Source organism: Vibrio sp. RM-69-4 (assembly GCF_024743775.1).
Taxonomy (GTDB): Bacteria; Pseudomonadota; Gammaproteobacteria; order Enterobacterales; family Vibrionaceae; genus Vibrio; species Vibrio anguillarum.
The window spans coordinates 16,485-32,212 of the sequence record NZ_JAMQXI010000063.1; the positions used below are offsets into that span (position 1 = coordinate 16,485).

The window sequence follows — 15,728 nt, forward strand, 5'->3', positions numbered from 1 at the left end:
CTGCCTAAGTCTCATCCCCTGACTACAGCACGTTACTTATAGCGGCTGTGAATGATGCTAGGTGGTCAGTCTTATCCGGAATGGTAACTCTATGGTGATTATTCAGTTGAACAATGACAGTTTGACGACGGAACTTGAGCCTGTACTTGGTTATAACGTTTGAGTTGGTTGAAGTAGTGGTGCGCTTTTTGTACGTGTTCGAACTCCAACATCCAAGTCGCGCTGCGCTGCGCTGAACAAAAAGCACCCATATGTTTGAGCAAGTCATCGCTTTGTTTGGTAAGTACGTTGGCAAGGCGGTTAACCAAGGCATTGGGCTCAATCGCAGTAAACTGCAGCAGAGCATAAGATTGATTTAAGACATCAAAGGCCTGTTTATGCTGACCCAAGTGGTTGAAAATTTCAGATTGAGAAACAGCAGCATCACATAGCCCAGAGATCAAGCACACCAACTGGCAAGGTTTTGTATGTTCGCAGTTTAGTGCTGATTGAATATGGCTTGGCATATGATGCAGTACATCTTCAAACAAACAGTGTGCTTGTGGCCAATGCCCCTGCGCTAATAGTTGTTCAGCCTTGAGATAGCTTGTCCAGCACTGTTGTAAGTCCATACTCAATTCTCCAGAATGACGGCGTTCACTTATTTAAATGCAATTTATTATCAAATGCAAATGATTGTTATTTGCGATTTTAAGTGTGGTGATTGTTTATTATTTGTTCGGTTAAACGCGAATAAGGTGTAACTCGCTAAAATATAAATGAATTGCTTCTACACTTAGGTCAAACTACAACAAGAATCCAAAAGCTAAGGAGCGGAGTGATGGCGATTCAACGATTGAATGCAGAGCAGCTCTACCACGTTGCCCAGTTAGAAAAACTCCCTTGTAAATCAACTAAGGAGTTAGACCCAGTTGATGAGATTGTGGGGCAAGAACGGGCGCAAAAAGCGGTCGAATTTGCAATGTCGATCAAAGAGAAGGGTTACAACATCTACGCTATTGGCCGTAATGGGTTGGGCAAACGTACGATGATTTTGCGCTATTTAAACCGCCATCAGCATGATGTCGATGCGTTGTTTGATTGGTGTTATGTGGCCAATTTCAGCGATATTCGAACCCCAAAAGTGCTGAAGTTACCTTCGGGTATTGGGGTTAAACTCAAGCAAGACATTGAAAAGTTAATGAATAAGTTGGTCAATGCGATCCCGTTAGCTTTTGATAACGAGATTTACTTTGCTCGTGCCGATAAACTGAAAAATCAGATGGCACAAAAACAGCAAAGTGAATTGGATAGCATCAGTAAAGAAGCCAAAGATAAAGGCATTAGCTTAACCATCACCACTCAAGGCGACTATCAATTTGTTGCGATGAACGGTGAAGAGATGCACACCGAAGAGTCCTTTGACGCCTTGTCTAAAAAAGAGCAAGAGCACTTTAGCCATACCATTGATGAGCTAGAAATCAGCCTACGCAATATGGTACGTCAACTGACCGAATGGGAAGACTCCTACAGTGAGAAGATCAAAAAGCTCAATGATGAAGTAACGCTTGGCGTCATTACCCACTTTATTAAGCAGCTTAAGCAAGATTATTCTGGCTACCCAGACATCAAAACGTATCTCACGGAGTTACAAAAAGACATCGTCGATAATGCGGACATTTTTTTAGATGAAGACAGTGAGCAAGGCGAAGTCGCGACAGCTTCTTTAGATAAGCGTCTACCGCGTCGCTACAAAGTCAATGTGCTGGTCAGCCAGCCTTCAGACAAGCTACCGATCGTGGTAGAAGAGAACCCGAACTACCACTCTCTATTTGGTTATATCGAAACGGCGACTTTTAAAGGCACAGTATTTACCGATTTTTCGTTGATTCGAGCGGGTAGTTTACATAAAGCCAATGGTGGTGTGCTGTTGATGGATGCGGTGAAAGTGCTTGAACAGCCCTATGTTTGGGACGGTTTAAAGCGTGCGCTGCGTTCACGTCAAATGAGTTTTACCTCTTTGGAAAAAGAGGTCACGCTAACAGGGACGGTTTCACTTGACCCAGAGCCTATCCCGCTAAATGTGAAAATCATCCTATTTGGTGATTACCACACCTATCAGCTGCTGACTCATTACGATCCTGAATTTAGCGAATTGTTCCGAGTAACGGCCGATTTTGAAGATGAGATGAAACGTACGCCCGATACCGAGCTACATTACGCGCGTTTTATTTCGAGCATAGTGCACGACAACAATATGCTGCATTGCGACCGTAAAGCGATTGCACGCATCATTGAACACAGTTCACGTACAACGGGCGATCAAGGCAAACTGTCACTTCATTCGGCGCATATTGCCAATTTGTTACGCGAATCTAACTATGTGGCGAAGCAGGCGAATTCAAACATGATCCGCCAGAATCATGTCGAAGAGGCGCTTAGCAACCAAGAGATGCGAGTGAGCCGCCTGCAAGACAGTGTGATGGAGTCGTATGTTAACGGTACAACGCTAATCCAAACGCAAGGCATGGCGGTCGGGCAGGTGAATGCGCTGTCGGTATTGAGCACCAGCGATCATATGTTTGGTGCGCCAAACCGTATTACCGCCACCACTTCCTATGGCGATGGTGACATTATCGATATCGAGCGCAGTGTCGATCTGGGTGGCAGCATCCACTCTAAAGGTGTGATGATTTTATCCGCGTATCTCTCTTCGGTATTTGGCCGTACGGCGCGCGTACCACTCACCACGACCATCACATTTGAGCAATCATACGGTGGTGTGGATGGTGATAGTGCCAGCATGGCCGAATTCTGTGCGATTGTGTCTGCGTTTTCTAAACGGCCTAATCGCCAAGATATTGCGATCACAGGTTCGATGAACCAATTTGGTGAGTCGCAGCCGATTGGCGGTGTGAATGAGAAAATTGAAGGTTTCTTTGATGTGTGTGCAATCAAAGGGCGCACCAGCCAGCAAGGTGTCATCATTCCTCGTTCAAACATGCACAATCTGATGTTACGCGCTGACGTTGTTAAAGCGGTCGAGAAAGGGGAGTTCAATATCTGGGCTATTGAACATGTCACTGAAGCGGTTGAGCTCTTTACTGGCAAACCCGCAGGCGAAGCAACAGAAGATGGCAGCTACCCGGTTGATACCATCTTCGGTTTAGCACAAGCCAAACTGAATGCGCTTAGAAAATAGCCTTATCGAAGAATAAGTTCTTCAGTACTAACCACCTCAATGACCACCTAGCAAGTGGTCATTTTTCTTCATAAATCATCATAATTTAACTTATATTGTCTTATTGGTATCTAGTCATTGTTTTGACGACCATATGCTCATAACTATATGAATTGCATTATATTATTTCATGGACAAAAATGTGAATTTTGTCTATTGTTTGCTCTTGTTTAGTCCGTGGGATTAGTCCCAAGGCATGGATGCGAATGTTATTTTAATCGAGGCTTTTAAATGCATTTTTCACTGAAAAATTTGTCAATTCGCGTACAAGTTTTATTACCCGTTTTGTTAACCACTTTCGCTTTACTTATTGCACTGTGGATAACCAAAAGTAATCTCCAAAATGAACAAATCAAAGTGTCGAACAGTACTGATCGGCTCGTTGAATATAAAGATGCTCTTGCCAGTGTGGACGATACTGTTTATCCGCTGCGTATTAGTGCGGTATACGCTATTTATGATCCCGCTCGTCGCGCCACATTCTTAGCTGAGTTAAAAAATGGCCTGGAAGAAGTAGAGCGCAATTTGAGCAAAATGCGACAAGATGAGCTTTATCGGAGCGATGTTGAGGTAGTTCATAAAAGCATCGAACATTACGTTGATATGTCGACGAAAATGGTGGAATTTTTTAACCGTCGCGATCAAGGGATGACCTCTGAAGCTGAATACACAGCATTTATTGCGCAATTTCGTCAAAGTGGTGAGCAAATGGTCAATGCGATAAATGATCTTTCGCAGCAAGTGAACCAACAAGCGACGCAGTCATTGGCTCAAAGCGACAAAGATAACATTCGCGTTATGAACACGGCTATGGTCACTGTTCTGTCTGTACTTTCGCTCTCTCTTGCGATGGCTTGGATCCTTTCGAATATGATTGTGGCCCCGATTCAGAAGCTGCAAGCTGTAATGCGTGAATTAGCGCAGGGGAACTTAACCATTCGCGCTGATGCGGATGGCGAGAATGAAATCTCAAAGCTGGGTAAAGATGTCAATACGACTACCTCTCAGTTACATGCTACGGTAGATCATTTGAACCGTATTAGTGAAGAAGTGGCGTCAGCTTCAACCGAGCTGGCTGCGGTGATGACGCAAGCAGAGTCAAATGCACAACAAGAGTTGAGTGAAATTGAACAAGTTGCTTCTGCGGTGAATGAACTTGCGAGCACAGCAAACAACGTGAGTGATAACGCAACGGTCGCTGATTCAACCGCTCGCGAAGCGGATGAACTTGCTAAATCAGGCTTAGCTATTTTTAAAGAGAGCGCCCAAGCGAGCTTACAAATGTCAGAAGCGCTGAATCATGCTGCGAGCGTAGTTCTGCGTCTAAAAGAGCAATCAGAGCAGATCAACGATGTCGTTGAAGTGATCCGAGGTGTCTCTGAGCAAACCAACTTATTGGCACTGAATGCGGCTATTGAAGCGGCACGTGCAGGTGAGACTGGTCGTGGTTTTGCGGTCGTGGCTGATGAAGTTCGCATGCTTGCTGCACGTACTGAGAGTTCAACTAAAGAGATTCGAGTTATCATTGAAGAGCTGCAAAGCCAATCGATTCTTGCAAACGATAGCATGCAAACCAGCATTGAGATGCTTGCGCGTAACGGTGAGTTAACGCAACGAGCAAATGATGCACTTGTTGGGATCACGGAATCGGTTTCAGACATCAATGATTCAAATACCCAAGTGGCGACTGCGGCAGAAGAGCAGTCGCAAGTCACGCAAGATATTAACCGTAACGTGGTTAATATGTCTGAGCTTGTAAATCAAAACGTAACGGGTATCAGCCAGAGCGCCAGTGCCAGTGCCGAACTGTCACAATTGGCCGAGAAGCAAAAAGCGCAGCTCGCCTTCTTCAAACTATAAATCGACTACTATTTCCTAGTCTCAACCGCATAACTCGAAAGGTTATGCGGTTTTTTTATGAATCAAAGAATATCTAACCATCCGAAATAACTAGGTTTTTTGGGGTTAGCTGTTTGTTTTTATGATTCGATCTCCCCTGTATAAAAAACACTATCTTTATTAACATTATCTTCATATATTGACCCAATAAGAACTAGAAATGTGATGTTCATCGTGTGAACGCATGGTCAAGTGGCTGAAAGTAAGGAGTGTTTTTATGGCGAAAGAGGAAAGCTTATTTCGTTTAGAAAGGGTAAAAAGGTTTAATTTTTCAGTGTGGACGGTATTAACCGGAACATTGATTGCTCGTACCAGTTTTTTCATGGCATGGCCATTTTTGATCGTGTTCCTTTACCAAGATTATGGTGCATCGCCGATTGAAGTGGGTGGAATGCTGGCGACCTCTGCTGTTGTAGGAGCAATTACTGGGCTGTATTCAGGGTATCTTTCCGACAAATTTGGTCGCAAGTGGGTGATGGTTCTTGGCAGTGTGATGGCTGCATTTGCCTACAGTGGCATTGGTGTGGCTGATCAAATCTGGCAGTTTTACGTGCTTATCGTCCTTACTGGTTTAATGCGACCAATGATTGAAGCGCCGGGCAAAGCAGTGATTGGTGATAACTTGCCGAATTTGAAAGATCGCGAGCTGGCGCTCAACATCCGCTATTTCCTACTCAATCTAGGTGGTGCCATTGGGCCACTGCTTGGGATTACGTTTGGGCTTTCTCACCCACAAACTCTCTTTTTCTTTACCGGCGGCACGTATTTATTGTTTGGTTTTTGGCTGCTGTTCGGTATTGAACGTAAAGGGCGCTACACCAAGCCCGATCGCTCTGGTTTGCCTAATTTTTCTTCGACGCTAAGAGTGATCAGTAAAGATAATATTTTTGTGAAGTTGATGGTGGCGAACTTCATCATGATGTTCATCTATGGGCAGGTAGAATCGTCTATTCCACAAGTGATTGTACGCACCAGTGCCGCCGATGCAGCGCAAATTGTCGCAGGGTTAGTGCTGGTAAATACCATGACCATTATCATCTTCCAGTTCCCAATGTTGAAGTGGTTGGAAAACGTCCCGCTGTTTGTACGAACTCGGATCGGCATGTTATTGATGGGGCTTGCGCAACTCGGCTTTCTGTTTACCCCCGCAGATTTACCGATTGGTTGGGCGCTCGCTTGCTTTGTTTTGAGTATGGGCGAAGTCATTGCTTTTCCAACCTTAAACGTACAAATAGACCGCATGGCTCCCGCCCATTTGCGTGGTTCTTACTTTGGTGCCGCCGCGCTTTATTCGTTAGGTTTTGCGATTGCACCACTGGTTGGGGGGGCGGTGATTGGATACCTCAATTCAAATTGGCTGTTTGGTCTTTGCTTTGTGCTGTGCCTAGTGATGATTTGGCTTTACTGGGTCGCAGAGCATCAGCCCGATACGGTCGAGCGTGAAACCATTACGCAAGCTTAATTTGCTCTTTTTATAAGGCTCTCATCGAGAGCCTTAACAGTGCTATTTTTTTATCGCTACGCCAACTTCCAGCTTATCTAGCCATTCCAAAAATCGTTGAACATCATCGCCCCGAAAAATAGCGCCATGTTGCGGACACATCATCTCAATATCCAGCTGGCTGACTCGCTCAATCCAATCACTTTTGGCGCGGTTAGATGGCATCCAACGTTGATGAAAATAAGTCATTTTTGGAATATGGCTTTGAAAATCTTCTACAAAAAAAGAGGCGTTAGGGCTGTCGAGCGCGGCACCAATATCGCCAGACATCAATATTTTTGCATCAGGGTCGTAAACCGAAAAGTTACCAGAAGAGTGCATGTAATGTGCTGGGATAAAGTGCAGGTCGTGACCTGATAAGGACACTTTTCCACCTTCATCTTTGATGGGGGAGAATTGAATTGACTCCATACCAAAATGGCGGATAAACCCTTCCCACAACCAAGGTGAATGTAATGTTGCACTGGGCAGTGCTTTATCCCATAAACCGAGGGAAGAGATGATATCTGGATCTTGGTGAGAGGCAAAAAGATGCTTGATATGTTCAATCGGCACTTCTTTCACGACGCAACCGAGCATCGCCGAAAACAGTTCAATGCCACCGGGGTCTAGCAATATCGCTTGATCACGATTGACTATCATATATTGGTTGGTATCAATGATTTTTTCTGGTTTGTTTGGATCGCGAGCAAACATCACCCAGCGATGATGGCCGCGTTCAAATAGTATTTTTGATTGCATAGTTCACCTGAGAAAAGAGCGAGAATGTTTTGAGCGATAGCATGACGTGAGCTTGAATTTCTTTTGCCAGTTCAGCGACGTTATTCGCAATGCTTTGCAGTTGGGCTTGATATCGCTCATCTGCTTGAGAGGCTTCCACGCTCAGCATGATCGAGATGATTTGTGCAATGCGCAGGTTGTCATACAAGGTTTGCAATAACTCGTGCAGGTTTTGAGCTTCAGAGTAGAAACTGTGACTGAGTTTGCTATATTCCTCTTGGTTTTGATGATGTACGACATCCAAACTGTGTAAATGCCGAGCGTTATGCGCTTGTATATACACATTTTCAAAACGTTCAAGCGCAGCGCGTGCACGAGTCCTTGCAGTTGCGAGTTGGCTGATACGCTGCGCCTTCAAGTTGATGGTGTGCGACGCCTCTAGCGTGACGCGGACTAAATCGTCAATCGAATCAGTAATTGGCCGAAAACCTGCGGCACTTTCGCCCGCACGCAGAGCCAGAGCTCTGGCATTGCTGGCGACAAGCAGTAATTTTTTTGCAATGAGTACGCTTTGGTTTAGCTCTGCTGCCACTTCCGCCGCAATTACGAAAACCGGTTTGTTGTCCATAGTTATCGAAAATATTCATCAACTTAACGTGTGTTAACTATAGACCAGATTAATATTTTTGAGACTAGATTGCTCGTTTGGGCTCTGTGTTACCCAAACTCAATGGTTTTTCTGCTGCTCAACTTGCCGAAGTGCACGTTGGTACATCGCCCACGCGGCAAGGCCTGCGAGGATATTACCGACCAACGCCCCGATAAACAGGCCATGCAGCGCCGCTATTTGAGCGCCAACCCATAAACAGGGCAAGAAGAACACAAACAGGCGCAGCGCGGAAATGGTTAAGGCGGTGTATGATTTTGCCAACGCATTAGAAACCGAGACCATTAACATGCAGATACCAAGCGGCCCTAAACTGATTGGCACGATCATTAAGTGCCAGTGCAAAATGGATTCGACACTTTGTTCGCTGGTCATCAGCGCTGCAAGGTGGCCGGATAATAGATAGGTCACTACGGCGATGATGAGCTGAAACCCAAGAATAAATTGGCACGCAACACGAACCAATTTTCGAATGTCTTGTAATTGGCCTGCGCCAAGCAAACGACCCACCATCGGTGGCATCGACATAGTTAATGCCAATATTGCGACCATCGCAAAAAACTCAAAACGAGATCCTAACGCCCAGGCCGCGACAGCTGCGGTGCCGAAACTGGCCAATAGTTTGGTTGCCAGCATCGAAGAAAGCGGTGGAAGAAGCTGGCTTATCATGGCTGGTCCCATGATATGGCTGATAGAGCGAATACTTTTCCCTACATCCAAATCTGACCAATCAAACAGCATCCAGTGCCTTTTCGACACCTTGGGCGCAACCACGAATACGCCAATCCCAAAGGCTAGAATGGTCGCCAGCGCTGCGCCTTCAATACCCAAATCAAAAGTGAAGATAAAAATAGGGTCTAAAATCAGGTTTAAAATGCTGGTGACCATCATCATAGTACCCGGCAACATAGTATTACCATTGGCTCGACACAGACTGTATAAAAAGTACAGCACCGCGCCCACCCAAGCACTGATTAACCAATAAATCCAGTAGCTGTCGACGATCTGATACACCGATTCAGGAGCGCTGAGTAGCGCTAAGATGGGATGACGCAGTAAATAGATAATCACTGAAAACAGAGCAACCCCAATGCTGCCAATAGCGACGACTAACCCACCAAGCTGCTTCGCGTAGCGAATTTGGTTCGCACCCAATGCGCGAGCAATCACCGCTGTGGTCGCGATGCCAAGCCCAACCTGAAGGCCGATGATGATCATCTGAATGGGTAATGTAAACCCTTGCGCGGCAAGGGGTAACACGCCAAGTTGGCCGATAAACGCACTATCAACCAGTTGGAAGCTCATAAGGGACAGCACACCAAACATCATCGGCCAAGTCATTTGCAAGAGTTGGCGTGTGAGTGAAGGTGGAGATAACGGGGTGGTGTTTGACATTGCTCGGCTCAACTATATGGGTAGAGGTTTTAATATGTGGCCTCTGCGGTGAAAAACAAGCTCAGTATGGTTTGTACGTTATGTGCGTTGAGTATGTTAACAGCTATACATGAAGAGAGCGACGTCCATCCCCAGTCTAGTTGCTCTGTGCAATGACATGAAAATCATCATATTTGTGAAATATTTCATAAAAACCTAACCATTTGGTGAATACTTGAGCGTTAATCTCGTGATGAACTCGTCCTATTTCTATGAAATGAAACCGATTTCATTTCTGTTTTGTGAATCAATTTGCGTTTAATGTATTGATGGTGTTAATAAAAAATAACAATAACGCTCTTCCTCAGTTTCATCGCCAAAAGCAGTCGAGCGCGCTGTGAAGCGACACCTAATTTTCACTTGTTTCATTTTTTAAACTGACCACAGAACAAAAACAAACCAAGTGATTAATAGGACTTAACATGAAAAATTATAAGCTTCTACCTCTATCCCTAGCTGTGGCTGCCGTACTCTCTTCTGCTCCTTCTTTTGCCAACGATCCAATGCCAAATCCTGAGGTGTTGGATCAAGAGCAACAACCACTGGTGCTGACACCAGATATAAACGTTCCCGCGGGTATCGTATTTTCTGGTTATGCTCGTTATGGCGCAGCCTACCAAAATGGCGATGTCAAACTGGTTGAAACCAATGGCCGTTTAAACGGTAACTCAACAGGCCGTTTAGGAAACGAAGGTAACGGTGGTGAGTTCCAATTTGGTAAAGGATTCGTCAGTGACAGCGGTGCTATTTGGGATGTGGTGGTGATGTTCAACCATTGGGGTGATGAGGTGGGTGTGCCTAAAGCTTACGCTGGCGGAACCAACATTTTTGAAAGCCAACCTGAACTTTATGTATGGGCTGGTCGAGACTTTCACCAACGTATTTCAACGAATTTGAACGACTATTTTTGGATGACGCATGATGGGCAAGGTGGTGGTTTCTACAACCTTAATCTAGGAGGCATTAAATTCGACGCCAGTGTCGTCAGTGCAACGGGAGCTTCTCCTAGCGATCATCCAGATGGTAATTACGCATTGACCACCAAAATCCACGGCATTCAATTTTCTGATACAACCAATCTCAGCATTTATGCTAACTACGGCTTTGATGACAATTCGGATCCAACGGCCAAAAAACTCAACGCGTTTCAAGTGGCGGGTGAATTGAAGTTTGGGGATGACCGTTTGGTGGTGCGTTATGCTGATAACGCCAAAGACAGTGTTTTTTGGAAAACGGAGAATCAATCAGCGTTGTTGGTGAGCTTTGATGGGAGTAAGGCGCTGGGAGACAATGCGGCGATCGAATACTTAGCGGCTTATCAAGCCTACGAAGATGGCGCATACAAACAGTATGACCGTACTAACTACAACGTGTTGGTCCGCCCGATGTATTTTTGGGATGAGACCAACTCAACGTGGTTAGAAGCTGGCTATGATGTTGTAGATTTTGACAACATCGACGCCACCAACTCTTCTTGGAAAGTGACACTATCGCAGAACATTTCGTTTGGTAAAGGTGCAGGCGCTCGACCAATGCTCCGTTTCTATGCCACTTTGGGTGATGCCGATAACGAAACTGTGATCGACAAAGACGGCCTATTTAAAGCCGCAAGTAACCCAGATACGGTAACGATTGGCGCGATGTGGGAAGCGTGGTGGTAACCCCATATTTGATCATTAACTGTCCATTCTTTTTTCACGGCTCGCTCGATGCCTGCCGTGGTTTTTAACCTCCAGCGATACACTTACGCTTTCGGGCCACATTAGTGGCCCTTTTTTATTTACGGTAATCGGCCACCATCTTTTTCTCTCTTCCGATTGCCATGAAACAGTTTCATGGCTGCTTGGGAAACTGCTGTGGCTTTCAATGTTTAGATAATTGTCATTTGTGTGCCTAGTTCGATGTGATTTCTCTCACGCTAAAGCGAGGGGATATCTTGAATACTAGCTCATGAAAGCGGTTTCTTGTTGGTTTTGTCAGTAATGTTGTGAGGCGAGAGTGGCGACAATTAAAGATGTGTCTGAACATGCAGGTGTATCGCAAGCGACGGTGTCGCGGGTGATTAATGGAACTAGCCGTGTTAGCCACGATAAAAAACTCAGAGTCGAAAAGGCGATTAAAGATCTTGGTTACCGCCCCAATTCTATTGCTCAAGCACTGGCCTCAAGCCGTACGGGGAGCATCGGCATCATAGTACCGGAATTAGGGGGCCCTTTTTATTCAAGCATTTTGCATAACATTGAAGAGCAACTGCGTAAGTTTGGCTACCACGTCGTCGTGACGGCAGGCTCGAACACAGAGCAAGGACAAAAAGAGTCGGTGCAATTTCTGCTAGGTCGCCGAGTCGATGCATTAATTCTTCATACCCAACATCTAACCGATGACTACTTGATTGAATTGGATCAACAAGGGGTTCATTTGGTGCTAGTGAACCGTTTTATTCCTGAAATGGCCAGCAGCTGTATTGACATTGATAACGAGATAGGTGGCTTTTTGGCGACACAGTATTTACTCAGTCAGGGTCATCAACGTATTGCCTGCATTACTGGGCCATTGGATAAATCTGATGCGCGAGGTCGTCTGCAAGGCTACCGAAAAGCGTTGGAAGAGGCTGGGCTTGACTATGAAGAAGCACTCGTGTCTGAAGCTGGTTTTACCGAAGAATCCGGCGTCAAAGCGATGCGCAAATTACTGATGCGTCACTGTGAATTTAGCGCCGTATTTGCTTCAAACGATCATATGGCATTTGGTGCATTTGAAGAGTTGCGCCGTGTCGGGTTGCAAATACCACAACACATATCCTTGGTTGGATTTGACGATATTTTATTCGCGCGTTACCTCACCCCAGCGTTAACGACCGTGAATTTCCCTCTTGAACAGATGAGCTTAGAAGCGGTTCAGCTCGTTATTCAAAAGCTGCACAAAAACAAACGCGACGTGAACTTCAAATTATCCCCTTCGTTGGTGATACGAGACTCCGTCAAAAATTTACTCAACACCCTATAAACCTAACAATAAAGATATTAAGGATGAATCATGAAATTTAAGACCTTAGTGCTATCAAGCGCCGTGGCTTTAGGATTTTCTTCGCTTACATATGCTGCCGACCACACCATCCGTTTAGACGGTTTCCCCGACTTTGATAGCAGTTTGAAAGTCTTATTGCCGGACTTTGAACAAAAGAGTGGTATCAAGGTTGACTATTTAATGAATAACCACGGCGACCACCACACCAAGCTGACGACGAACCTCGCCACAGGATCCGGAGCGGGGGATGTGATTGTGGTTGATGTAGAGAAAATTGGTCCCTTTGTTGCCTCCGGTGGCTTAGTCAATTTGTCGGAAAAATATGGCGCGGACAAATTCCAAGACCATTTTGCACCTTATGCTTGGGCACAAGGCAAGGGTGGCGATGGCCATATGTATGGCATTCCTGTCGACCTTGGCCCAGGCGTGATGTACTACCGAACCGATGTGTTTGAAAAGGCGGGGATTGACATCAATCAAGCGATAAAAGATTGGGACTCCTACATCAAAGCCGGTGAAATATTGAAGAAACAAAACGTACAGCTGATTGCATCCGCCGCTGATGTAGCACAAGCGATCATTTTTACCACGGTTCCTGACGGCGAAGGATTGTATTTTGATAGTAAGGGAAATTCAGTCGTCACTTCCGAACGTTTTGTACATGCATTTGAAGTGGCAAAAACGATTCGTGAAAAAGGGCTAGATGGCCGAATTTTGGCATGGTCTAACGAATGGTATGAAGGTTTCCGTAACGGTACTTTTGCCACTCAGCTTTCTGGTGCGTGGTTACTCGGACATCTGAAAAACTGGATTGCGCCAGATACAGCAGGCAAATGGGCCGTATCAAACCTTCCTGATGGTATTTACGGCAGTTGGGGCGGTTCATTTCTCTCAATCCCTACTCAGTCAAAACATCAAGATGACGCGTGGAAGCTGATTGAGTACATGACAACCAACCGTGATGTGCAGCTTAAAGCGTTCGAAACGATTGCCGCGTTCCCCTCTAATGTCACGACTTACGATGACCCAATGTTCAATGAAGAAATTGAATTTCTAGGTGGTCAAAAAGCGCGTTTGTTGTTTGCGAATGTGGCAAAAAACATCAAACCAGTCGCGCCTGCGAAAGGCGACCATGTGGCTCGTTCTATCATCTTAGAAAATGCACTGATGGAAGTGTTGGATGAAGGCAAAGACATCAAAGCCGCACTGAAAGATGCAGAACGTTTAATTCAGCGTCGTACCCGTAATATGCAATAGCACGGTCATCATTAAAAAGAACCGCCAGCGGTGCTGGTGGTTCACTAAGCGTAAGTTATAGAAGGCATGATGTTATGCCTAAGAGGTCGTTATTATGAATCACGTTACGAGCAACGCTGTGCAAGCGCCATCGGGTCGACGTTTTTTTTCTCACCTGAGTTTGAAAGCGCTTACACCGTACGGGTTTCTATTGCCGTTTTTGATTATTTTTTCTGTTTTTGGAGTTTTTCCTCTCCTGTTTTCTGTCTATCTCTCTTTTCATGCGTGGAACCCCGTCGAAGGGGTTGCCGCCATGAATTATGTGGGATTTGATAACTACCAAGTTGCACTGACCGACCCTTGGTTGTGGCGTTCATTAAGCAATACATTGTGGTTGGCGATAACCTCGGGCGTCGCTCAACATTTAGTGGCTATTCCAGTGGCCTATATTTTGGTTTCATTGGGCGATCGGCTGCGTCATTGGCTGACATCCGCTTATTTTTTGCCATTCATTACCTCAACGGTGGCGGCGTCGCTCATCTTCTTCAATATGTATTCACCCAATTCGGGCATCATCAACCAAAGCTTAATGGCTTTAGCTAATAGCAGTGTCTTTGGCTGGGCATTTTCTTGGCTTAATGAGTATCAACCTATCCGTTGGTTAGATGATGCCAACATGATCAAACCCTCGATTGCCATCATGGTTTTTTGGAAATACACCGGTTTTAACATCGTGTTGTACACCACAGGTTTAATGACCATTCCCAAAGAAATTTTAGAAGCCGCGCGGATGGATGGCGCTAACGCTTTTCGCCGTTTTTGGAATATCTCACTGCCGATGATTCGCCCTTTCGTTTTCTTTGCCGTCACCATGACCATCATTGGCAACTTACAACTGTTTGAAGAACCGTTTGTATTAACGCGCGGCACCGGAGGCGTAGGCCAAGCAGGCTTAACCATCTCAATGTATCTCTACAAAGTGGGTTGGGAGTGGCTAGAGATGGGCACGGCATCCGCTATTTCTTGGCTGCTGTTTGCGCTGATTGCAACTTGTACTGCGATTCAGTTTTTCTTGTTTGGTAAAAAAGGGTTGGGGGAGTAATAGCATGTCAATCCACGCTTTAAAACTCAGTGATCGCAGCATTGAACTCATCACTAAAGTAATGATGGCGCTACTGGCGGTTGTATTGATTGTCTCGGCGTTGATCACTGTTTTCCCATTTTTGTGGTCGGCGCTGCTGTCAACGCGCGATCGTACGGAAATCTTCGGTTCAGGCATCAGCTTTGCCATTGGGGATAGCTTAGCCATTAACTATGCAAAGCTGTTGCAGATTATGCCGTTTTGGCAGGCGATGTTTAACTCTATCTACATTGCCTTTTTAGGCACCACTATCTCACTGTTGTTTTGCAGTATGGGCGGTTACGCGTTTGCTGTGTTTCAGTTCAAAGGTAAGAACGCGCTATTTGGTATGTTGGTGGCTTCCATGATGATCCCACCCGTCTTGAGCTTGATCCCCTATTTTATGATCGTGAAATTTCTGGGTTTGATGGATAACCACATGGCAGTTTGGCTGCCGTTTACCACTACTCCGTTCGGGATTTTTCTAATGCGCCAACACGTGATGGCCTCTATTCCTAAAGAGTTATTAGAAGCGGCCAAACTCGATGGCGCGGGAGAGTTTCGTACTTACTGGAGCGTTGTTTTGCCGTTAATGAAACCAGCGTTGGCAACACTGGCGATTGTACAGTTTGTCTTTTTCTGGAACAGCTTTATGAATCCGTTAGTGGTGCTCACATCGCCAGAAAACTACGTCATTACTCAGGCGTTACGTAGCGTGCAAGGCATTCCAAATACGCCTTGGGGTGCGGTGATGCTTGGCACCACCATTTCTATATTGCCGTTGGTGACTATCTATCTCTTTGCGTCCAAACAGATGATAAGCGGCTTAACATCCGGTGCAGTAAAAGGCTAATTGGCCTTTAATCCCTCATTTTAGTTACTCATGCTGGCGTGGTTTTGTTGA

At 45.5% G+C, this 15,728-nt stretch carries 12 protein-coding genes; 8 read left to right on the forward strand and 4 right to left on the reverse strand.

Features of this window, described 5'->3' with window-relative positions; all coding sequences use genetic code 11:
• Window positions 1-98: 98 nt before the first annotated feature.
• A complete protein-coding gene (locus NB504_RS09250) occupies window positions 99-611 on the reverse strand; it encodes a hypothetical protein (RefSeq protein WP_026027597.1) in 513 nt (170 codons plus the stop codon).
• A 209-nt stretch (window positions 612-820) separates the two neighbouring features.
• Here NB504_RS09250 and NB504_RS09255 point away from each other — a divergent pair, with 209 nt between their 5' ends.
• From NB504_RS09255 to NB504_RS09265, 3 genes are all read left to right on the forward strand, one after another.
• The gene (locus NB504_RS09255; RefSeq protein ID WP_026027772.1) at window positions 821-3,181 is read left to right on the forward strand and encodes a Lon protease family protein; all 2,361 of its coding nucleotides are present in this window, start codon (window positions 821-823) and stop codon (window positions 3,179-3,181) included.
• 270 nt (window positions 3,182-3,451) lie between these two features.
• Window positions 3,452-5,080 carry a methyl-accepting chemotaxis protein gene (locus NB504_RS09260; RefSeq protein WP_013868163.1) on the forward strand — a complete coding sequence of 543 codons (1,629 nt, stop codon included), beginning with the start codon at window positions 3,452-3,454 and terminating at the stop codon, window positions 5,078-5,080.
• Window positions 5,081-5,336: 256 nt separating this feature from the next.
• A complete protein-coding gene (locus NB504_RS09265; protein ID WP_258428708.1) occupies window positions 5,337-6,581 on the forward strand; it encodes an MFS transporter in 1,245 nt (414 codons plus the stop codon).
• Between the two features lie 42 nt (window positions 6,582-6,623).
• Here NB504_RS09265 and NB504_RS09270 read toward each other — a convergent pair whose 3' ends face one another.
• From NB504_RS09270 to NB504_RS09280, 3 genes are all read right to left on the reverse strand, one after another.
• A complete protein-coding gene (locus NB504_RS09270; protein ID WP_013868161.1) occupies window positions 6,624-7,361 on the reverse strand; it encodes an MBL fold metallo-hydrolase in 738 nt (245 codons plus the stop codon).
• A complete protein-coding gene (locus tag NB504_RS09275; RefSeq protein WP_017043842.1) occupies window positions 7,339-7,968 on the reverse strand; it encodes a hypothetical protein in 630 nt (209 codons plus the stop codon). Before NB504_RS09275 ends, NB504_RS09270 begins: the two co-directional genes overlap by 23 nt.
• A 99-nt stretch (window positions 7,969-8,067) precedes the next feature.
• Window positions 8,068-9,402: an MATE family efflux transporter gene (locus NB504_RS09280; protein WP_069212035.1), complete on the reverse strand. Its 1,335-nt coding sequence runs from the start codon at window positions 9,400-9,402 to the stop codon at window positions 8,068-8,070.
• A gap of 461 nt (window positions 9,403-9,863) precedes the next feature.
• On the opposite strand from NB504_RS09280, the gene NB504_RS09285 reads away from it, so the two are divergent.
• The 5 genes from NB504_RS09285 to NB504_RS09305 all read left to right on the forward strand — a co-directional run bounded on the left by NB504_RS09285 (window position 9,864) and on the right by NB504_RS09305 (window position 15,677).
• Window positions 9,864-11,102, forward strand: coding sequence for a carbohydrate porin (locus tag NB504_RS09285; RefSeq protein ID WP_258428709.1), 1,239 nt, complete (start codon window positions 9,864-9,866; stop codon window positions 11,100-11,102).
• 337 nt (window positions 11,103-11,439) lie between these two features.
• Window positions 11,440-12,447, forward strand: a complete 1,008-nt coding sequence (locus tag NB504_RS09290) for a LacI family DNA-binding transcriptional regulator (protein ID WP_017044901.1) — start codon at window positions 11,440-11,442, stop codon at window positions 12,445-12,447.
• A 30-nt stretch (window positions 12,448-12,477) separates the two neighbouring features.
• Window positions 12,478-13,725: an extracellular solute-binding protein gene (locus tag NB504_RS09295; RefSeq protein WP_094124999.1), complete on the forward strand. Its 1,248-nt coding sequence runs from the start codon at window positions 12,478-12,480 to the stop codon at window positions 13,723-13,725.
• A gap of 94 nt (window positions 13,726-13,819) precedes the next feature.
• Complete coding sequence (locus NB504_RS09300; protein ID WP_258428710.1) at window positions 13,820-14,806, forward strand: carbohydrate ABC transporter permease; 987 nt, start codon at window positions 13,820-13,822, stop codon at window positions 14,804-14,806.
• Between the two features lie 4 nt (window positions 14,807-14,810).
• Complete coding sequence (locus NB504_RS09305; RefSeq protein WP_017044900.1) at window positions 14,811-15,677, forward strand: carbohydrate ABC transporter permease; 867 nt, start codon at window positions 14,811-14,813, stop codon at window positions 15,675-15,677.
• The last annotated feature ends 51 nt before the right edge of the window (window positions 15,678-15,728 follow it).